Below are 26,197 nucleotides of genomic sequence, written 5' to 3'. Positions count from 1 at the left end.
TGACAGCGCCAAGGATGTGAGTAGCGATGACAAGCCCGGCACCGACGAGCTGGCCGAGCCTGCGGGTCTCGGACTGGACCCCCACCCGCGAGACCCTGCACATGTGGACCCAGATCGTGGGCAAGATCCGTATGGCGCATGCTCCGCTGCTCAACCACTGGTGGCAGGTGCCCCTGTACGTGAGCCCTCGCGGGTTGACGACGTCCGCCATCCCGTACGGCACGGGGGCCTTCGAGATCGAGTTCGACTTCATCGGCCATCGGCTCGACGTCCGCAGCAGCAACGGCGGCGCGCGGAGCCTCCCGCTCCGGCCGATGCCGGTCGCCGAGTTCTACTCGCGGGTCATGGCCATGCTCGACGAACTGGATGTCGAGGCACCGATCCGGCCGCACCCCAACGAGGTCGATCCGGCGATCCCCTTCGCGGAAGACCACGAACACGCCTCCTACGACGGCGAGGCGGCCGCCCTGTTCTGGCGACAGCTGCTGCAGGCGAATCGGGTGATCGGCGAGTTCCGGTCGCACTTCGTGGGCAAGGTGAGCCCGGTGCACTTCTTCTGGGGCGGCATGGACCTCGCCTGCACCCGCTTCTCCGGCCGGTCGGCCCCGCCGCACCCGGGCGGCGTGCCCAACTGCGGGGACTGGGTGATGGTCGAGGGCTACTCCCGGGAACTGTCCAGCTGCGGGTTCTGGCCCGGCGGCGGCGAGGAAGGCGCCTTCTACTCCTACGCCTATCCCGAACCCGAGGGGTTCGCCGAGCAGCAGGTCCGCCCCGAAGGCGCGTACTTCAGTTCCGAGTTCAAGCAGTTCCTGCTGCCGTACGAGGTCGCCCGCACCGCTCCGGACCCGGACCGTGCGGTCGCCGAGTTCCTTCAGACCACCTACGAAGCCGCTGCGGACCTCGGGCACTGGGATCGCGCCGCGCTGGAGGACGACCCGTTGCGGTGGCAGCAGAACACTGCTCGGTGAGGATCGCCAATGGGGCGGGCGCCAACCGGTGCTCGACCGGTCCACGGCGCACGGTCGGACCGGTCGTCGTCCGCTGGACACCGCGCTAGCTGAGCCGCAGGTCTCCATCGAAGTTGATCCTGGCCAGTTCGGCACGGGAGGTGATGCCCAGCTTGGGGTAGACGTTTGCCAGGTGGTGGCCGACCGTGCGGGGGCTGATCAACAGCTGTGCCGCGATCTCCCGGTTCGTCAGACGATCCGCAGCCAACCGCGCGACCCGCAGCTCCTGTGCGGTCAGCCCGGCGACGGTCGGCGGATCGGTCCCGCGAGGTGCGGCCCGTCGGTCGGTCAGGGCCTGCTCGCGCAGCGCCCGCACGCGCAGTGGGCCCGCGCCCAGGCGGTCGAAGGTCTCGGCTGCCGCGGCCAGCTGGGCACTGGCGTCGGCCCGGCGGCGCGCCCGCCGCAGCCATTCCCCGTACAGCAGCCGAGTGCGGGCGTACTCGAACGGCTGCGTCCCCGCTCCCGCGACGTCCAGGGCGGCTCGGAACGACGCCTCGGCCGCCGATCCACCGTCGGCGAGTGCCGTGAGCCGATGGCCGGCCGTGCGGGCCCAGGTCGCGTCGGTACGCTGCGCCCACTCCTGCACCATGGCGAGCTGAAACCCGACGACGTCGTTGTTGCCGACCTGCACCGCCGCTTCGACGGTGTCCGGGGCGGCGAGCAGCGCGAAGGTGGTGTGGGCGGCCTCGTGGCCGGGTTCGACGAGGCACAGCAGGTCGCTCAGCGCCTCCTGCGGACGACCGTCGAACAGCGCCGCTCGTCCACGGATCCAGTACGCCGATGCGCTGAGCGCTCGTACTCCGCGTGGCACCGAGACCTGCAACATCCGATTGGTCTGCTCCTCGACGGCGCGATGCTCGCCGCGGGCGGCAGCCAACAAGGCGAGGCAGGCGCGGCTCTGCGTGGCGACGTGATCCGCCTTGATCTCCTCGGCGAGTCGCAGGCCCTCGGTCGCCGCCTGCTCGGCGGCGCCCCACCGGCCCGCGGCGGTGTCGAGGACCGCGATCTGGGCCAGCACCAGCGCCAGCGCGGTGAGCTCGTGCCGTCGCCGCAGCTGCACGGCCTGCATGCGCAGCACGTCGAGCAGTCCACCGTCGATGCCCCAGGACTGGACCAACGGCACGGGCGGCAGCAACTCCCATGCGACCGTACCGAGCCGACCGACGACGTCGCTGGCCAGATCCCGGGTCGTCGGGATGGCCTCGCCGGTCACGTCGTAGCAGGACCACCAGTTTTCCAACACGGGCATCAGCTCTGACACCGCGGAGTCAGCGGCGGTGTCCACGGCCCGCACGCGTCGTAGCGCCTCCTGTTGAAGGTCGGACCGCCCGGCCGACCAGGCGGCGCGGACCGCGACTGTGCCCAGCTCCACGGCACCGCGGGTCTCGGGTACCGCGGCCATGTCGCTCGTCAGGTAATGGTGGGCGCGTTCGGGCATGCCGTACGCGAATTCGAGGATCCCGCGCAGCCCGCCGCTCTGCCGGACGACGGGAAGCACACCGCTCAGGCGTTCAGCCTCTTCGAGCAACTGCCGCGCCGCCTCGGCATTGCCGGCGTGCCACGCGGCGCGGGCGGCGGCGGCCAGCCGGCGCGTGGCGTCCGCTGGCTTCGGGGACAGCTCAGCGGCCCGACCCAGGGTGCGAGCCGCCATCGGACCCGCACTGCGTCGCAGGCACTCCTCGGCGGCGTGCTCCAGCAGTGTGGCGACGTCCTCGTCCGGCCCGTCGGCAGCGGCTGCCAGGTGCCAGGCCCGCTCCATGGTGGCGTCCTGCGGCAGGGCCGCCGCCAGCGCCTGATGCACAGCTTGCCGCTCCGCGAAGGGGGAACCGTCGTAGATGGCTGCCGGAATCAGTGGGTGCCGGAACTCCAGGCGGCTTCCCGAGGCATGGAGCAGGCCCGAACGCAGGGCCTCGTCCCAGGCGGAGGTGTCGATGCCCCAGGCGGCACCGGCACGGTGCACGACGTGCCGGTCGCCCCGGCCCTCGGCGGCGGCCAGCAGCAGTAACGCCCGGGTCGACGGTTTCAGGGCCTCGGCCCGTGCGCAGAACGCCCGTCGCAACCGTGGCCCCACCGGCACCGGGTTGCCGGCGTGCGGGAGGGTCGCCTCGCCGTCGGTCTCGCGATCGAGGGTGGGCAGCTCGTGCAGCGCCAACGGGTTGCCACCCGCCGCCTGCACCGTCCGATCGGCCAGCGCCGCGTCGATCCCGGGCACGACAGCGGTCAGGAGCTGGCGCGCGTCCTCGTCGGCCAGACCTCCGACCGCCAGGGCCGGCAAACCCTCCCACGGCCCCGAGGCGGGATCCTCGTGTCCGGTCAGCAGCACCGCGATCCGCTCCGTCGCCACTCGCCGGGCGACGAACCCCAGGCACAGCGCGCTCGCCTCATCGACCCACTTAGCGTCGTCCACCACGACCAGCACCTGCCGCTCCCGCGCGAGACCCGAGAGCAGCGACAGCACTGCCGCGCCGATGAGGAAGCGGTTGGCCGGGTCTCGGCTCATTCCCAACGCACCCCGCAACGCCGCAGCCTGCGGGGCGGGGAGCGTCTCCAGCCGGTCCAACACCGGCCACAGCAACTCGTGCAGCGCGGCGAACGCGAGCCCGGTCTCCATCCGGGTGCCCCGACACCGCAACACCGTCGCGTCGGACGCCGCCTCGACGGCGTAATCGAGCAGAGCGGTCTTGCCGATGCCCGGCTCACCCCACAGCACCAGCCCGGAGCCGGCGCGATCCGCCGCACGATTCAGCAGCCGGTCCAGTACCGCGGTCTCGGCGTGCCGTCCGAAAAGTTCCATGTCTCCCCCCGCTGGCCGCGATGGCACACCCAGCTCAACGCTATAGCCCAGCCTTCCCCATCGTGAGACGACCGTCCGAGCACGGCCGCGTCGCGGTCAGGACAGGGCGGTCCGGACCGTTGGGCTGGCAGCCGTACGCTCGCGACGTGGCACGCCGGTGGTCTGCTGGTCCACGACGAGCGTGTCCCATCACAGCGCGGACGCGCCGGAGACGTAAGTGACGCAGTGTCACGATCGCGTGTGACGTGGAGTCACTGCCAAGCGGGTACGTCACGCAACCACGACGGCGGCGCTGATGCGACCGGCGCTCTCCTGCGCCGTACGCTCGCGTCGTGAACCATCCCGATGTCGATGCGTGGGAGGCCTGGCACCCGGTCCAGATGGCCGAACGCCTTCGCGACCTGCCGGTCCCCTGGTACGTCGCGGCTGGCTGGGCGGTGGATCTGTTCCGCGGCGAGCCGACCCGGGCCCACGGGGACCTTGAGATCGCCGTGCCTGCGGCGCATTTCGCGCTGCTGCCGCCGCTCTTTCCCGAGCTCGACTTCTGGGTGCCGGCGGGCGGGGGCGCGCTGGTGCCGTCGACGGCCGACGCCTTGGCCGGCGACTCGCATCAGACCTGGGCCTGGGATCCGGCGGCAGGCAGGTGGCGCTTCGACGTCTTCCGTGAGCCACACGACGGGGAGGTCTGGATCTGCCGCCGCGACGAACAGCGGATCCGGCGGCCGTATCGGGAGATCATCCGGCGCAGCGACGGCGGGATCCCGTACCTGGCTGTCGAGGCCGTACTGCTGTTCAAGGCAAAGCACCCGCGCGACAAGGACGAGGCCGACTTCACCGGCGTGCTGCCGCTGCTGTCTCGCGCGGAACGCGGCTGGTTGGACGCGACGCTCGGCCTGGTCCACCCGGATCATCCATGGCGAGCCCGGCTGCGGTCGTGTTGACCCGCCTCGGCTCGTGTCGTCGCCGTGGTGCCTGTCCTGGTCGGCCGGTCTGCCGGCCGACCAGGACAGATGGTGTTCAGGTGGCGGTGCACACCGGGGTCAGGCCGGTGGCGGTCCCGGTGCCCTGGAAGCCGAACTCGGTGGACTGGCCGGCGTTCACTGAGCCGTTGTAGCTGACGTTGCTGAACTGCACGGTGCCGCTGCTTCCGCTGCGGTTGGCGTTCCACGCGTTGGTGACGGTGGCCCCGGAGGGCAGGGTGAGTTGGACGCTCCAGCCACTGATCGGCGCGGTGCCGGCGGTGACCCTGACGGTGGCGACGAACCCACCGGTCCAGGAGTTCAGCGAGACCGTCGCGGAGCAACCGGTGGTCGGCGGCGTGGTCGGTGGCGGTGGGGTGGTCGGATCGACAGGTGGCGTGGTCGGCGGGACGGACGGCGTCACCGGCGGTGTGGTCGGCGGCGGGGTGGAGTTGCGGCCCTTGTTCAGCTCGTCGAGAACCGCGTGGTAGGCGGCCTTCTTCTGGTAGCTGCCATTGCCGCCGGTGAACAGCAGGCCCCGCTCCGAGGAGCGCCACGACTCGCTGTCGGAGATGCCCCAGACGGTGATGCCGGTGCACTGTGCGACGTTGAGGCAGGCCCGTACGACCTTGCGGTAGTTCTCCGCCTGGCCTGCGCCGATGTCGTTGTTGCTCAGGTCGTCGTCGATGTCCAGCTCGGTGATGTGTACCTCGACGCCGAGGTCGGCGAAGCGTTGGATGTTGGCCTGGATGTCGTCGGTGATGACGCTGTTCGGGTTGTCGTTGAAGTGCGCCTGGAACCCGACGCAGTCGATGTACTGCCGGTAGTTGCGGACGATGTCGTACAGCGCGTTGGCTTTGCGGTTCGGGGTGCCGCCCTGGACCGTGAGGCCGTCGACGTCGTAGTCGTTGATGCAGAGCTTGGTGGTCAGCCCGCCGGCCTGCACGACCTGCTTGGCCCGGATGAACGAGTCCCGGATGACGTCGGTGTCGCCGGCGTCGAAGAAGTCGCCGTCGCCGTTGGCGTCCCGGTTCATGGAGTGCGGCCACTGGTTGCGTCGCCGGCCGGTGTTGTTGTCCTCCAGCGCTTCGTTGACGACGTCCCAGTACGCGATCCTGCTGCCCCAGCGGTTGATGGCGTTGCCGATGAAGGTGTTCAGCGTCGCCTGGCTGGCGCCCTGCAACGCGCCGGCCTGGGAGTGCCAGACCAGGGTGTGGCCGCGGACCAGCATGTTGTTGCTCTGGGCGTGGTTGACCAGGGTGTCCGCACCGCTGGTGTTCTGCAGCCCGCCGCTGGAGGTGGCGATCCTGTCCGGCTTCATGTCGTTCTCGGGCGTCAGTTGGCTGAACTCCTGCCCGACGATCGGGTAGAGCCGGTTGGGTGAGGCTGCGACGCCGAAGAACAGCCCGGCGTTGGCGGCTGCGGCCCGCAGCGTGGTCTCGGCCGCCGCGGCCGGGGCGCTCGACTGGACCGCGACAGCGCTGCTTATCAGCAACAACACCGCCGTCGGTAAAGCTGTTCGAGCAACCTTCCTACGCTGCTTCAGGTCGCTGTTCACGGGCCCTCCCTTGGTGCTGGACGTCATCAATCGACGTGTATGCATGCCCCCGGAACGGCCAGTCTCGATACCGGCCTGCCGCACTGTCAACAACTTCCGGAAACATTCCGGAAATGGCCGTGAGGTCGGCAACCAGGATGCAGTCGTTGCGCAGTCGGGCGACGTACCGACTCATGGCTCCCGTCGGTGCGGCAAGCCGCTCAGCGTGGGCCGCCCGGCTGAACCAGGCCCGTTTCGTAGGCAACGATTACCAGTTGCGCCCGATCACGGACCGCCAGCTTGGTCAACAATCGTCCGACGTGCGTCTTGACGGTGGTCGGGCTGAGATTGAGGTGCATGGCCAGTTCCGTGTTGGACAGGCCGCGGGCGATCAGCGTGAGCACTTCCCGTTCCCGCTCGGTCACCGCCGCCAGCCGTCGCGGCAGCGGCCGGGCCGGCTCGGGCCGACGCGCGAACTCGTCGATCAGCCGGCGGGTCACCGTCGGCGCGAGCAGCCCTTCGCCGGCGGCCACCACCCGGATGCCGGCCAGCAGGTCCGCCGGCGGGGTGTCCTTGAGCAGGAACCCGCTGGCCCCGGCGCGCAGCGCCCCGTAGACGTACTCGTCCAGGTCGAAGGTGGTCAGGATGACGACCCGGGTGCCGACGCCCGTCGGGTCGGCGCAGATCCGTCGGGTCGCCTCGATGCCGTCCATCTCCGGCATCCGCACGTCCATCAGCACCACGTCCGGCCGGTGCTCGGCTGACAACGCCACGGCCGCCGCGCCGGTGCCCGCCTCGGCGACGGTGGTGAGATCCGGTGTCGAATCGACCAACAGCCGAAAACTGCCACGCAGCAGCGCCTGGTCGTCGGCGATCAACACCCGGATCACGCGGCCGCCCGGTAGGGCAGGCTGGCCGTGACGACGAAGCCGCCGCCGGGGCGTGGACCGGCGTGGAACTCGCCACCGTGCAGCGCCACCCGTTCCCGCATCCCGATGATCCCGTGTCCCTCCCCGGCGGTGGAGACCGGCCGGCGGCCGTCGTCGGTCACCTCGACCCTGACCTTGCCGGGCGTGACGGTCACCGTTGCCCGGCAGATGGCCGGCGCCGCATGCTTCACCACGTTTGTCACCGCCTCCTGCACGATCCGGTACACCGCCAGACCCAAAGACTCCGGCACCGCTGCGGCCGGTTCCTCCCGCCGTACGTCGAGCCGTACGTCGACACCGCCGATCGCCGCCTGCCGGGCGAGCGCGGGCAACTCGTCCAGCCCGGGCGCCGGGGCATACGGGGCGCCCTCGCGCAGCACGCCGAGCACCCGGCGGACGTCGGTCAACGCGTTGCGACCGGTCTCTTCGATCACCCGCAGGGCGGCGCCCGCCTCGCGGGGGTCGGCCTCGGCGACGTGGTTGGCGACGGCCGCCTTCACCACGATGAGGCTCAGCGTGTGCGCGACCACGTCATGCACGTCCCGCGCCACCCGTAACCGCTCCTCGGTGGCGGCCTGGCGGACCAGGTGCTCGCCCTGACGGGCGGCCAGGGCGCGGCGCTCCCGAACCAGCCAGCCGATCATCCCGGCAGGCACGATCATGACGGCGGCGTAGCCGACCGCACCGGTCCGCGACCAGAGATCACTCTCGCTGAACACCAGGGCGACGCTCACCAACGCGAGACAACCGGCGGCGCAGAGCACCGACCGGTACATGCTCGTCGACACGGCCACCGTGTAGACGGACAGACCGACGGCGAGCCCGGGCGCGGCGGCGGCATAGCTGGGAACCACGCCGGTGATCAGGGCGACGGCGGCGACACAGCTGATCACGACGGCGACTGTGACCGGCCACCGTCGCCGGACGGCCAGCGGCAACCCGAGGGCCATCCCGACGAGCACCGACACCCACAGCGGTTCGTGCACACCACCACGTAGCGGCGATTCCAGCGCCGCGTACGGGCCGAGCAGCCCACCGACCGACACGGCGAGCACGGCGTCCACGGTGGCCAGTTCCACCGGCCGCAGCCGCCGGGTCAGCAGGAAGGCGGTCACCTGCCCGAGCGTATCGGCTGGCCGGACCCGGCGCGTCCACCTGTGGGTGGTCATCCTCAGGCAGGACTTCTGCCGCGTTCCGGCACCCCGGGTCCATTCAGGGGCGGACCGGAAAGTGTCTGCACCGGCACGACGCCCGACACCTGCCGGAGCCGGCACGCTGGCGGACATGACCACACAGACGGTGATCCTGACCGGGCTACGGGCGGTGTACGGCGCCGGAGCGCGGCGGGTGACGGCGCTCGACGACGTGACGACCAGCTTCGTCAGCGGCACGTTCACCGCGGTGATGGGTCCGTCGGGCTCGGGCAAGTCCACCCTGTTGCACTGCGCGGCCGGGTTGGACAGGCCGACCGAGGGGACCGTGATCATCGGCGGCAGTCGCCTCAACGAGCTGGGCGAGGACGAGTTGACTCGGCTGCGTCGCGAGCGGATCGGCTTCGTCTTCCAGGCCGTCAACCTGGTGTCCACGCTGACCGCGGCACAGAACGTCGAGCTGCCGCTGCGCCTGGCCGGGCGCCGCCCCCCGGCCCGTGACGTCACTGCCGCGCTCGACGCCGTGGGGCTGGTCGATCGGGCTGGCCACCGGCCGAGCGAACTGTCCGGCGGCGAGCAGCAACGCGTCGCCGTGGCGCGGGCGTTGATCACCCGTCCCGCGGTGGTCTTCGCCGACGAACCGACCGGGGCGCTGGACAGCGCGGCGTCTCGGCAGATCCTTCGGCTGCTGCGCGCACTCGTCGACGACCACCGGCAGACCGTCGTGATGGTGACCCACGATCCGATCGCCGCCGCGTACGCCGATCGGGTCCTGCTGCTCGCCGATGGCCGCATCGTCGATGACATGACCGGCGGGATCACCGCTGCGGTCGTGGCCGCGCGGATCGCCGAGCAGGAGACGGCACCGGCGGAGATCGCCGGGGAGCGGTCGTGCTGAGCCTCCGAAGGTCGGTGAGCGCGTTCGTGGTCGTCGCCGCCGGCGTGGCACTGGTAGCGGCGACCACCCTGCTGCTCGCCTCCGGACGCCCGCAGGTGCCCGACCGGCTGGCGTACGCGGCAGTTGTCGTCCAGAGCCCCGAGGCCGGTGCCTCGGCCGACTCGTTCGCGCCGACCCGGCCCTGGTCGGCTGCCAGGGCGGCGGAACTCACCAGCAGGCTGACCGAGGTGCCGGGGGTCACGGCCGCGGTGCCGGACCGGACCTTCTACGCCCAGGCGCTGGTCGACGGCCGGCCCCCGGCCACCGACGGCCAGCGAGAGGACGCCCACCAGGGACACGGCTGGTCGAGCACCCGGCTGGGTGGATTCCGTCTCACCGCCGGCGAGGCGCCCCGGCAGGCCGGCGAGGTGGTCGTCGACCGTGCGCTGGGGCTGCGTCCGGGCAGGCCGATCACCCTGCTCACGGCGGCAGGGCCGCAGTCGTACACCGTCACCGGTCTGGTCGATGCGCCCGGTGTCTACGTCGCGGACGAGGTCGCCGCCGCGCTCGCGCCCGGCGTCCGGGCCATCGGTCTGCTTGTCGCGGCGGGTGCCGATGCCGAGGACGTCGCCGCGGCGGCCCGCGGCGTCGTCGGCGGCGACGGACGGGCGCTGACCGGCGACGGACGCGGAGCGTTGGAGCCTCGGGGCGACGCCCGTACCCGCTGGATCGGCATGCAGGTGCTCACCGCCACGGCGGCTCTCGCCGGCTTCGTCACGGTCTTCGTGGTCGCCTCCGCCTTCGCGTTCAGGGTCGCGCAGCGCCGCCGCGAGTTGGGTTTGTTGCGCGCCGTCGGCGCGACGAGTGGTCAGATCCGCCGCATGGTGTACGTCGAGGCGCTCGTCGTCGGTGTCACGGCGGGGATCGCCGGGCTTCTGGTCGGCGCGGCGCTCGCTCCGGTGCTGGGTCGACTGCTTGTCGACGTCGGATTCCAGCCGGCGACCTTCCGGGTCCGCTACGAGCACTGGCCGGTCGCGGTGTCGCTCGCCGCCGGGCCGGTGATCGCGCTGCTGGCCGTCTGGTCGGCGTCGCGCCGAGCAGCACGTGTTCGCCCACTGGAGGCGTTGCGTGAGGCGGCCGTGGAGCAACGGCCGATCGGACGGCTACGAACCGCCACCGGGGCGCTCCTCGTCGCGGTGGGGGTCGCTCTCAGCCTCGGTACCGCGACGTCCGACGACGCCCGCAGCGCCGCCACGTTCGCCCTCTACGCGGTGATGGCCCTGGTGGCCGGTGTCGCGGTGCTGGCACCGACGGTCGTCGGCCCGGTGGTGCGGATGCTGCGTCTGCCGGTGCGTCGACCGGGCGGTGCGATCGGGATGCTGGTCCGGGCCGGGGCGTTGACCGCGACCCGGCGGACAGCCTCGATCGCCGCCCCGGTGCTGCTCACGGTGGCGTTCGCGGTGCTGGTCTCCGGCATGGTGCGCACCACGACGGCCGCCTACGCGGCGGGCCGGGCCGACAACGTAAACGCCGGCTGGATCGTCGTGCCCGACCGCACACCTGGCCTGTCGGACCAGGCCGTCGCGGCGACCGGGGGCACCGCCCTGCTACCGACGACGGTGTTTGTGAGCGACCCGGCCAGGCCGCCGGTGAACCGGCCACTGACCGCGCTCGGCGTGGACCCGGCGGGCTTCTCCGCCGCGAACCGCGCGCTCACCGTCATCGCCGGCTCCCTCAGCGACCTCAGCGGCGGTGACACGGTCGTTGTCACCGCATCGGCGAACCGCCAGCCAACCGATCGGTACGCGCTGGTCTTCGCCGACGGGGAGCTGGTGTCGCTGCGAGTCGTCGCTGTCGTCGCCGACGACTCGATCCCGGGCGATCTGCTCCTGCCCCGGTCCGTGGTGCGGGAGCACGACCCGTCGGCGCTCTCGTCCGCGGTGTACGTCCAGGAGCTGATCGATCCGCCGGCCGGAGCGCGGATCCTCGACGTCGAAGGGTGGGCGGCCGAGGCGGATCGTGCGGAGGATCGCCTCGTCTGGCTCGCCACGCTGCTGCTGATCGGTGTCTCGGCCGGCTACGGGGCTGTCGCGGTGGCGAACACGCTGCTGATGGCCGCTGCCGGCCGGCTGCCAGACCTGCGGCTGATCCGGCTGGCCGGAGCGACCCGCCGGCAGGTCATCTGGCTGGTCGCGGCCGAGTCCGCCCTGGTGGTGCTGATCGGGGCGCTGCTCGGAGGCGCTGTGGCGTTCGTCGGTCTGCTGAGCATCCGTGCCGGACTCGCCGAGCAGGCCGGTGTACCGGTCGACCTGGTGGTGCCATGGTCGGTGGTCGGCGGGGTGGTGGGCCTCTGCCTGCTGCTGGCGGTGCTGGCGAGCGCGCTGCCGACCTGGCGGTCACTACGCCACCAACCCGCGCGGTCGCCCGTCGACGTCGTGGCGTGAACCCCTACCGCCGTCCGCGTCACCAGGCCCGGGTCGGGCGGTTGTTTCCTCCAGCAGCGTCCACGAAGGCTCTCCACCAAGGACCGAGCGTCCAAAGCCGAAGCGTCCTGACCGGCGCTGGGGAGCCCAGTGGAACGTGCGGCGCAGTTGCCGGATCAGGTCCTGGTCGTCGGCCTCGGTGGTCAGCTGCCGGCGGAGGCCTGCGATCGGTGCGCTATCGCCGGGCGGCGGCGGCCCGCTGGCGTGCCGATTCGTACAGCACGACGGTCGCGGCGGTCGCCGCGTTCAGCGAGCTGGCGGACCCGAACATGGGGATCCGGACGAGTTGGTCGCAGGCTTCGCGCCAACCGGAGCTGAGACCGGTGGTCTCGTTGCCGATCAACGCCAGGGTGGGTTGTGTGAAGTCGTACTCGGCGGCGTCAAGGACGCCGCGCTCATCGGTGCCCATGATGCTCATGCCGATGCCGTCGGCACGGATGTCCGCGACCCAGGAAAGAACGGCCTGGTGGGAGGGAACCCGGACCACGGGCAGGGCGAACAGTGAGCCGGTGCTCGCCCGGACCGCCTTCGGGTCGTACACGTCGGCGGCGTGGCCGGTGACGATGACGCCGCCGGCGCCGAAGGCGTCCGCCGACCGAACGAGGGTCCCGATATTGCCCGGGCTGGTCGGCCGATCGAATACGACGGTGAGCATGGTCGGAGAAACCGGGATCCGGCGGAGGTCGTCCTCCGGCAGCGCGACCACGGCCAGCAGCTCTGGCACTGTGTCTGCCTTACCGCCGAGGTCGTGCATCAGGTCACGCGAGACGGCGAACGTCTCGGCCCGGACTGTGTCCAGGGTCTGGCGTGCCCAGCCGGACAGGTGAGCGTTGGCGTCGTAGAGCAGCTCCCGGACCTGCCAACCGTGTGCGATGGCCATGGTGATCGGGCGCACGCCCTGCACGATGAACTCGCCGCGTCGCTGCCGCTTGGTCCGGTTGCCGAGGAGAGCTTCCCACTGCTGGAACCGAGCATTGCGGCCACTCACTCGCAGCACCACTGCCAACCCCGCCTCCGTCGACGTTGCCCGCCAGAGCCTTGCGCCTGCCGAGCGTTCACCGGCCACGGGGGTGGATGCCGGCCGGACGGCCACGGGCTCCGACTCCTGCAAGACCCTCCGGCAGCATCTCAGGAACGGACGGGGTCTGTCGCCCCGGCGAACGACGATGCGCCAGCCAGGACCGCGCACACCGTGACCGCGAGGAGACCTGTCATCGGGTACCGCAGCCCGCGATGGTCGCGGGGATCCGGTACGCGCGACAAGGCGCGTAGCAGTCCTGACGCCTCATCCTCGGTGACGGCGGGTGGTGACGCGTCGGGGTAGCCGGCGGCCACGGACAGTGCGGTGATCGGGCTTGAGGGCACCGGCGGGTGAGATCCTCGGGGCGTCGTGAAGCGTAGCGAACTCCATGATCACCGATGCGGTCCCACCCGCTCCACTCGCGCCGCGGGCCAGCTCCAACGGCGACCAGTCGCTCGATCATTTGCCATTGGAGGAGTCCCGCTCAGGTCAAGGGCGCACTACCGGGACGAGATATCTGTCACCGGACATCGGTCAGCGAGGGGCGGTGAAGTTGTACAACTCCGACGCGGTGTCGTCGAAATAGGGTGACCACCACAGGGTCGGTGCCGCGTACGAGTTGAGGGTGCTGTTGACCCCGTTGAGATAGCCCCAGTTCCCATCCCAGTTGATCAACCACGGGCCGCCGCTGGCGCCTGCGGTCAGGTCGCAGTTGATGCGGATCCGCGCCCCGGACTGGGTCGAGTTGCCGCTGCACCTCAACAGGTTGCCGCCGTCGAACGGCGCGCCGCTCGGGTAGCCGAAGTTGTTGATGCCGACCGTGAAGCCCTGGTGCGTACGGAAGCCGTGGCCCCCGAACTGGTTTACGATGCGGACGCCGTTCCGGGTGTTCATGATGGCCACGGCCATGTCGGCCTCCCAGTTGGAGCTGTCGATCCAACTGCTCCAGGTCCACAGCTCGCGGGCCGTCCAGGTGCCGTGCGGCCGAGGGTTGGCCAGGTCATCGTCGTACGCCGGGACGAACGACCAGTTGGTGGCGAGACTGCTGCCGGGGCCGCCGTGGATGCAGTGGCCAGCCGTCCACACGGTGTTGAAGCCGACCGAGTTGATGACCGCGCCGGAGCAGACCCACGATCCGCCGTCCATGTTGAAGAAAACCTTGCCGTTGGACCGGGCGGTCGGGTGGTTGGAGCCGAGGTTCGGGTTGATGGCCTGCGTGGACATGCCCGGGGTGCCCATCAGGCCTGCCAGCGGAGGCACATCCACCGGCCTGGACCGGTTGGTCGGCGCGGCGGACGATGTCCCGCCACTCTGGGCGAAACGCCGTGCCGCGGCCTTGTACGAGGGAGACTCCTCGACGGGCCTGGCATTGCGCATCCGCTCGGGCGTCCAGTACGCCTCGATCGCCGAGTCGGCAGTCACCTGCGCGCCGTACCGCTGCCTGCCGGCCGCCCACGCCTCGGCGCTGACGGCCGTGCCCACCTGACGGATGCTGTCACCGTCGGCGTGCGGAGCCGCCTGCGCCGGCTGACCGACGGTCAACAGCGGCAGGGCCAAGGCCAGGGCCAGGATGGGGTAACTTAGGCGCCGACCACCGATTGTTCTTGCTCCCATCGAACATCCCTCTTCCCGGGTCGTGTGAGATGCCGGGGATCGCCCCGGTCGATCTCAAGTTTTGGTCCTGAACGGCTGGTCATGCGGCCATCCTGAACCAGGTTGGACACCGTTGGGTTGCCGATGTCGAGAAAGAGACAGACGCCCGTCGATTCATTGTCGATCCAAGGTCGCCGATCAGCCGTCGTTGTCGTGGCCCCGCCCGGCGGGCCCGAAGCCGGCAAGCGCATCGTGGAGGCAATCGCTCTCCCGCGCCGTCGGACTTGCGGAGCAAACGCACCAGTCGGGCCCGAGCTTCAGGTCAGCAGCTGGAGACAATGCCGGTAGAAGTCCTCCTGCTTTACCGTGATCGCACATCGCACGACGCGTCCGTCGTCGGCACGTACCGTGCGCCCCTCGCTTGCGCCATCCACCACGACAGTGCACCGCACCTGGTCGAAGGTGAACAGCTCAGGTGCGGCGAGATACGACGTGGCCAGGCTGTCCCAACAGCAGTACGGCGAGCCAACCGTCTCGACGGTGCCAAAGGTCATGGCGAGCAACGAACCTGCCAGATCGCTAGCCGGATTGCCGTAGTGCGCCCCGAACGCGCGGACGAATTCATCGGTGACCGGTACCTGGTTTGTCACGTCGAGCGGGAAGAGGGTGATAGGTATCTGGGTGGCGAAGACTCGCTGGGCCGCCTTCGGGTCGCAGTAGACGTTCCATTCTGCGGAACCGTCGTGGCCCGGTTCTTCCACGTTGCCCGCCACGTCGAACGCGCCTCCCATGAAGACGATTTCGCCGATCGCCTGTTCAAGCCATGGGTGCTTGTCCAAACACCAGGCGAGGTTGGTGAGCGGCCCGGTGACGAGAATGGTCAACGGGGTGGCCGCCTGTTCGATCCACTTCACGAGTTGTTCGTGCGCCGGGAGGACCGGTCCGGGCGTACGCTCCCGCGGCGGAAAGCGGTTGAGCACGGGCAGCGCCTCCACCCGCAGCGCGTCTGTTCGCCATGCCATCGGAAACGGGTGGGGGCCGGCGAGACTGCCGGGCGCTACCTGCACGTGCGGAAGGTCGGCCAGGTCGAGAATCCGGTGAGTGACTGACAACGCGGGCGCCAGCAGACAGTCGGCCGGCGTGACGGCGACCCCCTGCAGGTCCACGTCGTAGCGGGTCAGCAGCAGTAACGACAGCAGATCGTCGAGGGAGCCGTCGTGATCCATGATCACGGTGCGGGCGGGTGTCCGGGTCTCAGTCACAAAGGTCCTCCGATTCAGATGACATGCCAATGCCGAATACCGTTCGCAGGTGAAACGCGTCGCCAGGCCCGAACGCGGCCGGCCGTCGTCTGGGCCCGACGTAGGCCGGCCAGGGACTTCGACACAGGGCTAGCGCTGTCGCGGACTCAGTGGGGCATGGCTCAACTCGCTCGCACGGGGATAGCTCGGTATGCAGAATTGCCGCGTCACCGACACCGCGGCGGCGCGGCAGGCCAGCAGCACCGCTTCCGCAAGCGGCATGCCCGCCGCAATGCCGGCGGCCAGCGCGCCGACGAAGCCGTCGCCAGCGCCTGTCGTATCGACCACCTTCACCTCAGGCGCTGGCACGTGCATCTCGCTGCCTTCGCGGATGACAAGCGCTCCCTGAGCGCCCACGGTCACCACCACGGTCGCGGTCCTGATCTGTCGGCGCAACTGCGCGGCTTCGGCGGAGAGGCCGCTGCGCGTGCTATCGGCGCGCTCGCCGATCAACCGTCGACACTCGGCGGCGTTCAGCACCACCAGATCCGCGCGAGCCAGCAGACGAGCGGCGTCCGGATCGGACCTCGGCTGGGTGAACGGCTCGACCGGGCTCGGATTGAGCACCACGGTGACGCCGGGCACCGCAGCGGCGGCTGCTGCCGCCGACACCGCCACCGGAATCTCGCCCTGTAGCACCAGGACCGCACCCGGCCGCAACAGCGCGGCTCCTGCGGCGGCCACGTCAGCTGTGAGACCGTCCGCCGCACCAGCCCAGGTCATGATGTACTGCTGCCCACGGGAATCCAGGCAGATGAAGCTGCGTGCGGTGGGCGGATCTGTGCGTGGGCAAGCGGATACGTCCACCCCGTCGCGCGCCAGCGTGGCCAGCGCCTCGGCACCTTCCTGGTCTCCGCCCACCGCGCCGATGAAGCGTGCTCGCCCGCCGAGCCGTGCCGCGGCCACCGCTACGTTGGCAGCCTTGCCTCCGTGCGCGGACGCGGTGCCGGTCGCCGCCACAGTCTCGCCCACCGACGGCAGTCGATCACCGAAAATGTAGAAGTCGACGGTGTAGGCGCCGACCGCGAGGACTGTCACGGTAGGGGCCCGCTCATGGCGTGATTCCCAGTGCACACGGTGCGATGCTGCTCGCGTCGACCGTGACCTCGACGTGGGGATGTCGGTGGGCGAGCGTGACCGGCATCGACACGTCAGGTTCAGTGGTCAGGAGCAGCACTCGTACGATGTAGCGCTTCCAGGCGCCGCCATCGGTGATCAGGTGCAGCCGTCGCGCGGACAGGATCTCGGCCATCCCCACGGTCACCGCCATCCGGGGGATGGCCTGTGTGTAGCCACCGGTGGTGCGGTGTGAGTGCGCGACGATCGTGTCCTCCAGCAAGGTGACCACGCGGGTGGTGGACTCGGCGAACTCGTCCACGCTGTAGTGGTGCCAGCGGCTCGACGGCGGCTCGTTGAAGGCCAGGTGACCCCGGTATCCGAAGCCGGCGAAGCACGTGTCAGCGCCGCCGACCTCTGCCAGCCGGGCGGCGAACTGATCTGGGGCGAACACGTCCGGGAAGACGATCTGGTCGGGATTCGGCCGCAGGTCCGGTCGGAGCAGGTCGTACAGATTGCGGTCGCAGAAGCCACGGAAGCTGAACGGATGGGTGGACGGCAGTGGCCGGCCCTGCCAGTCCAGGAACTCGTCCATGTGGAACGCGAAAACGTTGGCCCAGCTGATGCCCTCGGCATTGCAGATGTTCGCCAAGATGGGGTATTGCGCTTTCGGGCCGACCGGCAGTATCCACCGGGTGGGTGCACCGCGATCATTGTTGGTGCGTAGCTCATCCGCCATGTCTCGGGCGAGCCGCTCATACAGGTCGGCCGTGTCTCGGTGGATTGTCAGCGGGTAGCGGGAGACCTTTGCCAGCTCTTCGGCTGTCATCGTCAGGTTTTCATCGGTCAGCTCGTGCGCATACCGGGGATACCGAAACATATCACACTCCTTGCCAGATAAAATATCGGAGACCGGCGCTGAGATCAATGATCGCCTACGTTTTCGATAAGGCAAGAAAAATCAAGGCGAATCACGCCGATTCGCCCAAGCCCCACTTATGCGCATCAACGAACCCTGTGGCAGCCCAGGCTGCGGCCAGGAACCACTGCCGCATAGTTCAAATACGATAAAAACCACCCGTATGGTGTCGATCCACAACCATTTTCGAACGTTGACATCAGGCGATGATTCCACTAGCGTCACGCCCCAGTAACCGTACGTTAACCTGTTTCGGTGTCGTGGCCGCGTAACGATCTTGAGTCCACCGATACCTCGATTGAAGCGTGGATCGTTTCTCTTGCTGAGGAGTCGCACAGTCGTGAGCCAGCGAATTGCCCATTCGAAGATCACCAAGAAATTTCGGTCCAACAACAAGCAGCTCTTGTTCTCCAAGGGAAAGGGGGGCGAGGTCGAGGCTGTCGATGGAGCGACCTACCTTGACTTCGTCATGGGCTACGGGCCAGTGATTCTCGGCCACGCGACACCAGAATTCACCGAGCGGTTCAGCCGCTACCTGAGCAACGGCGTCATGATGCCCGGGTACTCGCGCTTTCATGAAGAATATCTGGATCGACTGCTCGCGCCACGGCCGGGTGCGCGGGGAGCCTTTTTCAAGACCGCTTCGGAGGCGATAACGGGCGCACTGCGTATCGCCGCGATGGAAACCGGTCGACTCGGTGTCATCCGCAGTGGGTACATAGGCTGGCACGACTCACAGGTCGCGAATTCGCTCAAGTGGCATGAGCCGCTGCATTCACCGTTTCGTCAGAAGCTCCGCTATGTCGACGGGATGCGCGGAGTCACTGGTGACGAGGCCGTGCACAACTGGGTCGACCTGCGACTGGAATCCCTCGCCGAGATCATCGACACTCACCGGGACCGGCTGGGCTGCTTCGTCTTCGATGCCTACCTGGCGTCGTTCACGACTCCCGCTGTGCTTGCCCAGGCACTCGCGATGTGCCACGAAGCGGGACTGCTCACTGTCTTCGACGAGACCAAGACCGGTGGCCGGATCTCCCCTCTTGGCTACGCGCACGATCTCGGGCTGGAAACAGACCTCATCGTCATCGGCAAGGCGCTGGCGAACGGAGCGCCGATCAGCGTCCTGATCGGACGGCCCGAACTACTGATCCACGCTGAACGCGCCCGGCTCAGTGGCACCTTCTCCAAGGAGATGCTCGCAGCCTATGCCGCCCTGGCCACCCGGGACATCCTGGAACAGCCGATCGGCGATTCGCCGAACGGCTGGGCCGAACTGGGACGAATCGGCACCAGAGTTGCGGAGACGTTCTCCCAGGCGGCCAAGTCGGCGGGCGTGGCCGGTTCGGTGTGGGCCCAGCCGGTGCTCGGTGGAGGCATGTTCGAGTTGGTCTATTCCGACGACGTTCTCGGGGACAAGACCCGCCGGGAGAACCTGCTCGCCGCATTCGCGGCCAACGGAATCCTGCTGCTGGAGGGGCATCCGTCCTTCGTCTGCCTCGCCCACGGCCAGACCGACTGGGCCGACCTCGAGGACCGAGCCACTCGTGCGCTGCGCCTGTGGTCGACTGATGGCGAGGCAGATGATGAGTGACCCGCTGCGTCTCGCGCTGGTCGGCTGCGGCCGCCAGATGCGCCAGAACCTTCAACCGTTCCTGCATCGCCTGCCCGCCCACCAGACGGTGGCCTGCGTCGACCCCGATCCTGACCTGGTTGCGTCGATGGGCGCCGTCACCCGGGCGACCGTGTTGGCCGGTGCGGTCGAGGAACTCGATCTGAGCACCATCGACGCCGCCCTGATCGCGGTCCCCCCGATACCGTCCTTCCAGATCACCGACTACCTCGTGCGGCGGGGCGTCCACTGCTTCGTTGAGAAGCCGGCGGCTCCGTCGACCCCTGCCCTGAGGCAGCTCGACGAGGTGATCCAAGGTTCCGGTCTGCACGTCCAGGTGGGTTTCAACTTCCGGTATGCCGAAACCCTGCAGCATCTGCACGCGCTCACCGCTGCGGCGCGGCGCGCGCCGGTCGAGACGACCATCGACTTCTACAGTCGGCATCCGTCCGCGCCTCAGTGGGGGTGCGACACGACCCTGGAATCCTGGCTCCGGCAAAACGGGGTGCACGCTTTCGACCTGGCTCGCTGGTTCTCGCCCGCGCAGGTACGGCGGGTGGACGCGCACGCGATCCGCAACGGTGAACATCGCTTCCTCATCAACGTCACCCTGCGACACGAGGACGGTTCGCTGACCACCTTGCGGATGGGCAATCACACCAAGAGTTTCCTCGTGGGGCTCAGTGTGCACACGGTCGACGGCAGCCGGTTCACTGCCGGATCGCTGGAGCAGATCCGGCTCGACGTCGATGCCGGACGTCCTTCCGGAACGTTGCTGCACAGCACACGCAACCTCGACGACGGCTGGGCGCGCAGCGGCTTCGGGCCGGAACTCGCCGCGTTCCTCGACCACTGCCGCGGTAAGGCGCCGGCGGACAAGCCCGCGCCGATCATCGGTGACGCGCTCGGTGCTTCGATACTCATCGACCAGGCCCTGGCTCAGCTCGGTTCAGCACCACACCTGACTGCTCCGGCAGGCGGAAACGGAAAGAGCCGCCGAGCCGATCGTGTGGAGGTGCGCTAGCATGGCCGACCGGACCGGCAGGGCTGGCACTCTGGGCTGGCTGTCGGTCCATCTTCGGCCGCAGGGCTGGCTGCTGTTGCTCTTCACCGTCGCCACGGTGGCCGCGCACCTGCTCGCCACCCTGATACCGCTGTACGTGGGCCGTGCCTTCGACGAGCTGACTCGTCAAGACCCGGCCCTCACAGTGGTGGTGAACGCTGCGTTGGTGATCGCCGCGCTGGGCGTCGGACGGTTCCTGGCGGACCTGCTCTCCGCCGGATCGATGGAGATCGTCGCGCAGCGGGTCAAGCGGGATGCCCGCGACCAGCTCTTCCGCAGCCTGCTGGACAAGGGTCAGGCATTCCACGACCGGCAGCGGATCGGGGACATCCTGGCCCGCACCATCAACGACGCCCGGCTCGTCGACTACCTGATTAGTCCCGGCGTCGCGACCGCCTTCAACGGAGTGATCGCGCTCGCTATCCCGATCATATTCATCGCCACGATGCGCGCGGAGCTGCTGCTGGCACCAGCGCTGCTCGTCACCGTGTTCACCTTCGCGCTTTGGCGGCACGTGCGCCGGTTGCATCCGTTGACCCGCAGGCTGCGACGCAGGTTCACCGATCTCAACGAACAGTTCTCCGAAACTCTGACCGGTATGGCCACGGTGCAGGCATCCGGCCAGGAGCGGAACGAGCTCGCAAAGTTCGACACCGCAGCCACGGCGTACCGGGACGCCTATGTCCGGCGCGGTCACGCACAGGCCGTGTACCTGCCGGCCTTGGGTTTCGGGCTGGGTATGGCGGCAGGGGCGGTGCACTCGCTGGCACTCTTCTCCGCCGGTGAGCTGGCCCTTGCCCAAGTGATCACCTACCTCGGTTGGCTGGGTCTGTTCGCGGTGCCTATCTCGATGTCGGAGCAGTCCGTCCCGGTGATCCAGGAGGGATACGTGGCCTGCGCCCGGATGCACGAGTTGACCGATGCCGACTCCGACCAGCGTGAACAAACCGGCGGCACCACCGCGATGGTGACCGGAAGCGTGACCTTCGACCGAGTGAGCTTCACCTACCAGGGCCGGGTGATCCTGCGGGACGTGTCCTTCCACCTGCCTGCCGGCCGGACACTCGCCGTGGTCGGCCCGACGGGCAGCGGAAAGACCATGCTCACGAAGCTCGTCAACCGCACCTACGACGTCACCGGCGGGCGGGTTCTCATCGACGGGCGAGACATCTCGGACTGGCAGCCGGGCGCGCTGCGGCGGCAGATCGGAAACGTGCACCAGGACGCGTTCCTGTTCTCCAAGAGCGTGTTCGACAACGTCGCCTTCGGTGTCCACCGACCAGTCAGCTCCGACGAGGTGTCCAAGGTCGCTCAACTTGCCCGCGCGGACGGATTCATCCGCCAACTGCCGCAGGGCTACGACACCGTACTCAACGAGGGCGGCAGCACCCTTTCCGGTGGCCAGCGGCAACGTCTGGTGATCAGCCGGGCTTTGATCGCCGACCCACCCATCCTCACGCTTGACGACGCGACCAGCGCGATCGACGCGCGGACCGCCCAAGAGATCACCGACGCGATCGACGCCCTGACCACCGGACGGACCACCATCCTCGTGTCGCACCGCCCTGACCAGATCCGGCGGGCCGACCTGATCCTGGTGCTCGACCGGGGAGAGGTGGCCGGCCTTGGCAGCCACGCCGAGCTGATCGATCACTGCGCGTTGTATCAGGAGATATACCGATGAGCGACCTCTTCGCCGGGTTGCATCCTGACGACTACGACCGGGTCTACCGTAACCGCGAGTTGATCGCCCGGATCGGCCACCGGCTGCGCCCGGGTACCCGGCGTATCGCGCTCGCCGTGGTCCTGACAGTGGGTGCTTCGATACTGACTTCAGCGGTTCCGGTGGCCATCGCCCGGATGATCGACCAGGTGCGTGATGGCAGCCATCTCACCTGGACGATCAGCGCGTTCGTCATCGTCGCCGCGGCGGCGGCATGGGCCATGAACTGGGGCCGGCAGCGGCTCATCGCCTGGCTGGTCGGCGACCTCGTGCTGCGATTGCAACGGGAGGTGGCAGAGGCGGCACTGGCTCGGGACGCCTCTTTCCACGACCGGCATCCAGTGGGCAAGGTGCTGAGCCGGGTGACCGGCGACACCGAGTCCTTCAGCGCGGTCATGACGCTGACGCTGAATTTCTTCAGCCAGATGGTTCTGGTAGTGGTACTCGGGTCGGTGGTGTTCGCCGTCGACCCTCGTCTCGGCCTGATCCTGCTGGTCGTGACGCCCCTCCTGGTAGGCGTCGCGTTGCTGTTCCGCCGAATCGCCCGCGTCGCCGCCCTGCGCACCCGGCAGGTCATGGCCCAGGTCAACTCGACCGTGCACGAGTCGATGGTGGGCATCCTGATAGCCAAGAGCTTCGGCCGGGAGGAGAGCCTCTACCAGGACTTCCGGCGAGTGAACCGACTGTCCTATCTGGTCTACGTCCGGCAGGGCCTGATCTACACGGTCATCCTGCCGGTGCTGACCATGATCTCTGTGCTGGGCACTGCCGCGCTACTCGTCGGCGGCGGCAGCCTTGCCATCGATGGGAGCCTCTCCGCCGGGGACTGGTACTTCGCGCTGCACGCGCTCGGGCTGTTGTGGCTGCCGCTCACCCAGGCCGCCTCGTTCTGGAGCCTGTTCCAGCAGGGGCTGGCCGCCAGCGAACGGGTCTTCGCACTCATCGACAGCGAGGACAGCGTTCGGCAGGCCGCCGCCGAGCCAGTCGCCGACCTGCGCGGCGAGATCGAGATCCGTGATCTGCGATTCGGGTACGGTTCCGGGGCGCCCGTTTTCGACCGGCTCAACCTGCGGATAGCCGCAGGCGAGACAGTGGCCGTCGTGGGACGTACCGGCGCGGGCAAGTCGACCCTCTCCAAACTGGTCCTTCGCGGGTACGAGTTTCAGCAGGGCGCGTTGCTCATCGACGGCCGCGACATCCGCCGACTGGACCTGGCCGAATACCGGCACCGGCTTGGCGTGGTGCCACAACTCCCGTTCATCTTCGCCGGCACCCTCGCCGAGAACATCGCCTACGCTCGGCCCGGCGCCGACCGGGCCGACGTGCAACGGGCGGTTGACCAACTCGGTGAAGTCTGGGCCCGCTGCATACCCTTCGCGCTGGACGATCAGATGGCCAGCCTCGGACGGGAGCTCTCCACCGGCCAGCGCCAGCTCATCGCGCTGGCCCGCATCTTCCTCAAACAACCGGCAATCCTGCTGCTCGACGAGCCGACCGCGAGCATCGATCCGCTCACCGAGGCTGGAATCCAGCAGGCGCTGACGCGGCTCATGGCCGACCGGACGGTCCTGGTGATCGCGCACCGGCTCGCCACCATCCGTCACGTGGACCGGCTACTGGTGCTCGACCACGGGCGGGTGGTCGAGGAGGGTGATTTCGACACGCTACTTGCCGCGGGTGGCCACTTCACCGACTTGTACGCCAGTTACTACGCCCATCAGCAGACCGGACGAGAGGCGGAACAACGCCAGTGGACGCGATCCTGACCAGCCTTGACCAACTGGGCAGAACTGCTGAGCGAGACGGCCTGACCTGTGTCGTCGGCGCGGTCATCCGCGATCCAGACGGGCGGGTGTACCTGCAACGCCGCGCGCCTCACGTCCGTCTCTTTCCGGGTTGCTGGGACATCGTCGGCGGCCACGTGGAACCGGGGGAGACGTTACCCGCTGCATTGGCTCGCGAGGTCACCGAGGAGACCGGCTGGCGGCTCGACCGGATCACCGATGTGGTTCACGTATTCGATTGGACCGGTGCTGACGGACAACGGCGCAGGGAAGTCGACGTCCTGGCGACCGCCGATGGCGACCTTGGCCAGCCCCGCCTGGAAGCCGGCAAATTCACCGAGGGACGCTGGTTCGACGAGAAAGGTCTGCAGGAACTGCTGACGAAGGACGAGGCCAGCGGCGATGCCGCCATGATCAAACTGGCTCTTCGGGCACTGGCTTCGCAGCAAACCCGACCCGAGGGAACGGTCCTGCCCTTGACGTCGCGATGAAGACGGGCCTGCTCGCGGTGCCGATCCGCTGGGAGCGATACCATCGGGGCGACGATCTACACCGTCCGATCGGTACACTCCCGGACAAGGTCCGGGGCCGCGCGCAGCACCCGGCGCTGATCAGAATCGGATGGAGATGCCATTGACCCGCGACGAGGCCGCACCCCCCGGAATCGACCTCACCGTCCCCAGCGTGGCGCGGGTCTACGACTACTTCCTGGGCGGTAAGGACAACTTCGAGGTCGACCGGAAGGTCGCCGAGCACGCCCTGCGGATCACTCCGGACGGGCCGGCCGCCGGCCAGGCGAACCGGGCCTTCCTGCGCCGGGTGATCCGGTTCCTCGTCGCCGAGGCCGGCATCGATCAGTTCCTCGACATCGGTTCGGGGCTGCCCACTCAGGGCAACGTGCACGAGGTCGCCGCCGAACACAACCCGAGCGCCCGGGTGGTGTACGTGGACAACGACCCGATCGTCCTGACGCACGGGCGGGCCCTGCTCGCCGCCGACGGCACGGCGACGGTGATCCAGGCCGACGTCCGGCGACCGCAGGAGATCCTCAACCATCCGGACGTCCGCCAGTTCCTCGACCTCGACCGGCCGATCGGGTTGCTGCTCTTCGCGATCCTGCACCACCTCGGCGACGACGAGGAGCCGCGAGCGGTGTCGGCCGAGTTGATCGAAGCGCTGCCGTCCGGCAGTTACGTGGCGATCTCGCACTTCCGTGATCCGGGCGAGCGGGACCCGGAGGGCTCCCGTAAGGCACGTGAGGTCGAACGGGTCTTCAACAAGTCGCTGGGCACCGGCCGCTGGCGTACCGACGAGGAGATCCTCTCCTTCGCCGACGGGCTGACGCTGCTGGAGCCGGGGCTGGTGCCACTGGCCGAGTGGCGTCCCGATCCCGGCGCGCCCGCGCCGAAACAGACCGACACCTACCACACCTTCGTCGGACTACTCGCCCGCAAGCCGTAGGCGGTGGCGACGGAGCCGCCGATCATCGCCGCCCGCGACGGCGGATGGTCGGTGGTTCCGCGCCTGTCACCGATCGGCGGCAGCAACTGCGACCTCGATTCGGTACGGCCGCTGGGCTGATGGGCATTCGACAGAGCATGCCTGCGATGGCGCATGATGCGAGAAGACGAAGCCTTGATAGGCAAGCGCCGGATTACCTATGGTTGACGGGTGCAGGTGCTCTACCGGGCGCTGGCCGACCTGACGCGGCGGCGGATCATGGACGAGCTCGCTCTCGCCGACGGTCTGAGCCTGTTCGAGATCCATAGCCGCTTGTTCGCGGAGCATGGCACCACCTCGACCCGACAGGCGATCTCCCAGCATCTGGCCGTACTGGAAGAGGCCGGCCTGGTCTGGTCCGAACGGGTCGGCCGCACCAAGGTCCATCATCTCGACACCGCACCACTGCGCTCGATCATCGAGCGGTGGCCACTGAGCGAATAGGAGAACGCACGTGAGTACCCCACCGACTCCGGACGAGAAGGACGCGCAGGGCCGCAAGACGGGCCTCTGGACCGACCCGGATCCGCACGGCGGTGTGATGGTCGGCGAGTATGTCGAGGGCGAGCGGCAGGGCACCTGGAAGCACTTCTTCGCCGACGGCAGGTTGCGTGCGGAGGGCGGCTTCGACAACGGGACCGTGCACGGGGAGTGGGTGTGGTATCGCTCGTCCGGCGGGATCATGCAGCGAGGTGGATTCGACCACGGACGCAAGCACGGCACGTGGACGAGGTGGAACGCCGCCGGTGAGCTGATCGACCGGGGTGACTACGCCAGCAACAAGAAGGTCGGCGAGTGGACGACCTTCAACCCCGACGGCACGGTGAAGCGTACGGTGACCCACGCCGCCCGCCGCTGACGGCCGGGCCCGGATCGGGCATCGTGCCG

General features: G+C 68.9%; 22 protein-coding genes. 12 read left to right on the top strand and 10 right to left on the bottom strand.

Annotated elements, in window-relative coordinates; translation table 11 throughout:
* Nucleotides 1–26 precede the first annotated feature (26 nt).
* Complete coding sequence (locus O7624_RS04600) at nt 27–968, top strand: DUF5996 family protein (RefSeq protein WP_282239066.1); 942 nt, start codon at nt 27–29, stop codon at nt 966–968.
* Nucleotides 969–1,053: 85 nt separating this feature from the next.
* Here O7624_RS04600 and O7624_RS04595 read toward each other — a convergent pair whose 3' ends face one another.
* Nucleotides 1,054–3,801, bottom strand: a complete 2,748-nt coding sequence (locus tag O7624_RS04595; RefSeq protein ID WP_282239065.1) for a LuxR family transcriptional regulator — start codon at nt 3,799–3,801, stop codon at nt 1,054–1,056.
* 332 nt (nt 3,802–4,133) lie between these two features.
* Between O7624_RS04595 and O7624_RS04590 the strand changes: the two genes are divergently transcribed.
* Nucleotides 4,134–4,742, top strand: a complete 609-nt coding sequence (locus O7624_RS04590) for a hypothetical protein (protein WP_282239064.1) — start codon at nt 4,134–4,136, stop codon at nt 4,740–4,742.
* Between the two features lie 76 nt (nt 4,743–4,818).
* On the opposite strand, the gene O7624_RS04585 is transcribed toward O7624_RS04590, so the two are convergent.
* The 3 genes from O7624_RS04585 to O7624_RS04575 all read right to left on the bottom strand — a co-directional run bounded on the left by O7624_RS04585 (nt 4,819) and on the right by O7624_RS04575 (nt 8,341).
* Nucleotides 4,819–6,261, bottom strand: a complete 1,443-nt coding sequence (locus O7624_RS04585; protein ID WP_348774975.1) for an endo-1,4-beta-xylanase — start codon at nt 6,259–6,261, stop codon at nt 4,819–4,821.
* A 257-nt stretch (nt 6,262–6,518) separates the two neighbouring features.
* Nucleotides 6,519–7,187: a response regulator transcription factor gene (locus O7624_RS04580; protein ID WP_282239062.1), complete on the bottom strand. Its 669-nt coding sequence runs from the start codon at nt 7,185–7,187 to the stop codon at nt 6,519–6,521.
* The gene (locus tag O7624_RS04575) at nt 7,184–8,341 is read right to left on the bottom strand and encodes a sensor histidine kinase (protein ID WP_282239061.1); all 1,158 of its coding nucleotides are present in this window, start codon (nt 8,339–8,341) and stop codon (nt 7,184–7,186) included. The genes O7624_RS04580 and O7624_RS04575 overlap by 4 nt, the downstream gene beginning before the upstream one ends.
* A gap of 169 nt (nt 8,342–8,510) precedes the next feature.
* On the opposite strand from O7624_RS04575, the gene O7624_RS04570 reads away from it, so the two are divergent.
* Complete coding sequence (locus O7624_RS04570) at nt 8,511–9,275, top strand: ABC transporter ATP-binding protein (protein WP_282239060.1); 765 nt, start codon at nt 8,511–8,513, stop codon at nt 9,273–9,275.
* Nucleotides 9,269–11,698 carry an ABC transporter permease gene (locus tag O7624_RS04565; RefSeq protein ID WP_282239059.1) on the top strand — a complete coding sequence of 810 codons (2,430 nt, stop codon included), beginning with the start codon at nt 9,269–9,271 and terminating at the stop codon, nt 11,696–11,698. Before O7624_RS04570 ends, O7624_RS04565 begins: the two co-directional genes overlap by 7 nt.
* A gap of 214 nt (nt 11,699–11,912) precedes the next feature.
* Here O7624_RS04565 and O7624_RS04560 read toward each other — a convergent pair whose 3' ends face one another.
* From O7624_RS04560 to O7624_RS04535, 6 genes are all read right to left on the bottom strand, one after another.
* Nucleotides 11,913–12,743 (bottom strand): TrmH family RNA methyltransferase, encoded by an 831-nt coding sequence (locus tag O7624_RS04560; RefSeq protein ID WP_282239058.1) that lies wholly within the window; start codon nt 12,741–12,743, stop codon nt 11,913–11,915.
* A 122-nt stretch (nt 12,744–12,865) separates the two neighbouring features.
* Nucleotides 12,866–13,072: a transposase family protein gene (locus O7624_RS04555; RefSeq protein WP_282240534.1), complete on the bottom strand. Its 207-nt coding sequence runs from the start codon at nt 13,070–13,072 to the stop codon at nt 12,866–12,868.
* Nucleotides 13,073–13,292: 220 nt separating this feature from the next.
* Entirely contained in the window at nt 13,293–14,372 is a 1,080-nt protein-coding gene (locus tag O7624_RS04550; RefSeq protein ID WP_282239057.1) for a hypothetical protein, read from the bottom strand.
* A 296-nt stretch (nt 14,373–14,668) separates the two neighbouring features.
* A complete protein-coding gene (locus O7624_RS04545) occupies nt 14,669–15,613 on the bottom strand; it encodes a nucleoside hydrolase (RefSeq protein WP_282239056.1) in 945 nt (314 codons plus the stop codon).
* Nucleotides 15,614–15,742: 129 nt separating this feature from the next.
* Complete coding sequence (locus tag O7624_RS04540) at nt 15,743–16,690, bottom strand: PfkB family carbohydrate kinase (protein ID WP_282239055.1); 948 nt, start codon at nt 16,688–16,690, stop codon at nt 15,743–15,745.
* Between the two features lie 13 nt (nt 16,691–16,703).
* Nucleotides 16,704–17,588: a hypothetical protein gene (locus tag O7624_RS04535; RefSeq protein ID WP_282239054.1), complete on the bottom strand. Its 885-nt coding sequence runs from the start codon at nt 17,586–17,588 to the stop codon at nt 16,704–16,706.
* A gap of 379 nt (nt 17,589–17,967) precedes the next feature.
* Here O7624_RS04535 and O7624_RS04530 point away from each other — a divergent pair, with 379 nt between their 5' ends.
* The 8 genes from O7624_RS04530 to O7624_RS04495 all read left to right on the top strand — a co-directional run bounded on the left by O7624_RS04530 (nt 17,968) and on the right by O7624_RS04495 (nt 26,168).
* Complete coding sequence (locus O7624_RS04530; protein ID WP_282239053.1) at nt 17,968–19,221, top strand: aminotransferase class III-fold pyridoxal phosphate-dependent enzyme; 1,254 nt, start codon at nt 17,968–17,970, stop codon at nt 19,219–19,221.
* Nucleotides 19,199–20,263 carry a Gfo/Idh/MocA family oxidoreductase gene (locus O7624_RS04525; protein WP_282239052.1) on the top strand — a complete coding sequence of 355 codons (1,065 nt, stop codon included), beginning with the start codon at nt 19,199–19,201 and terminating at the stop codon, nt 20,261–20,263. Before O7624_RS04530 ends, O7624_RS04525 begins: the two co-directional genes overlap by 23 nt.
* Before the next feature lies 1 nt (nt 20,264).
* Nucleotides 20,265–21,986, top strand: coding sequence for an ABC transporter ATP-binding protein (locus tag O7624_RS04520; protein WP_093409585.1), 1,722 nt, complete (start codon nt 20,265–20,267; stop codon nt 21,984–21,986).
* Nucleotides 21,983–23,791 carry an ABC transporter ATP-binding protein gene (locus tag O7624_RS04515; RefSeq protein ID WP_282239051.1) on the top strand — a complete coding sequence of 603 codons (1,809 nt, stop codon included), beginning with the start codon at nt 21,983–21,985 and terminating at the stop codon, nt 23,789–23,791. Before O7624_RS04520 ends, O7624_RS04515 begins: the two co-directional genes overlap by 4 nt.
* A complete protein-coding gene (locus O7624_RS04510) occupies nt 23,776–24,300 on the top strand; it encodes an NUDIX domain-containing protein (RefSeq protein WP_282239050.1) in 525 nt (174 codons plus the stop codon). Before O7624_RS04515 ends, O7624_RS04510 begins: the two co-directional genes overlap by 16 nt.
* Before the next feature lie 130 nt (nt 24,301–24,430).
* Nucleotides 24,431–25,270 carry an SAM-dependent methyltransferase gene (locus tag O7624_RS04505; protein WP_282239049.1) on the top strand — a complete coding sequence of 280 codons (840 nt, stop codon included), beginning with the start codon at nt 24,431–24,433 and terminating at the stop codon, nt 25,268–25,270.
* A 210-nt stretch (nt 25,271–25,480) separates the two neighbouring features.
* Nucleotides 25,481–25,753 (top strand): helix-turn-helix domain-containing protein, encoded by a 273-nt coding sequence (locus tag O7624_RS04500; protein WP_093409579.1) that lies wholly within the window; start codon nt 25,481–25,483, stop codon nt 25,751–25,753.
* A gap of 10 nt (nt 25,754–25,763) precedes the next feature.
* Nucleotides 25,764–26,168 (top strand): hypothetical protein, encoded by a 405-nt coding sequence (locus O7624_RS04495; RefSeq protein WP_093409577.1) that lies wholly within the window; start codon nt 25,764–25,766, stop codon nt 26,166–26,168.
* Nucleotides 26,169–26,197: the final 29 nt, after the last annotated feature.

It is taken from the genome of Verrucosispora sp. WMMD1129 (assembly GCF_029581255.1).
Taxonomy (GTDB): domain Bacteria; phylum Actinomycetota; class Actinomycetes; order Mycobacteriales; family Micromonosporaceae; genus Micromonospora; species Micromonospora sediminimaris.
The sequence above is the reverse complement of the archived record's forward strand: the minus strand, read 5'-3'. Positions and strand labels throughout refer to the sequence as shown.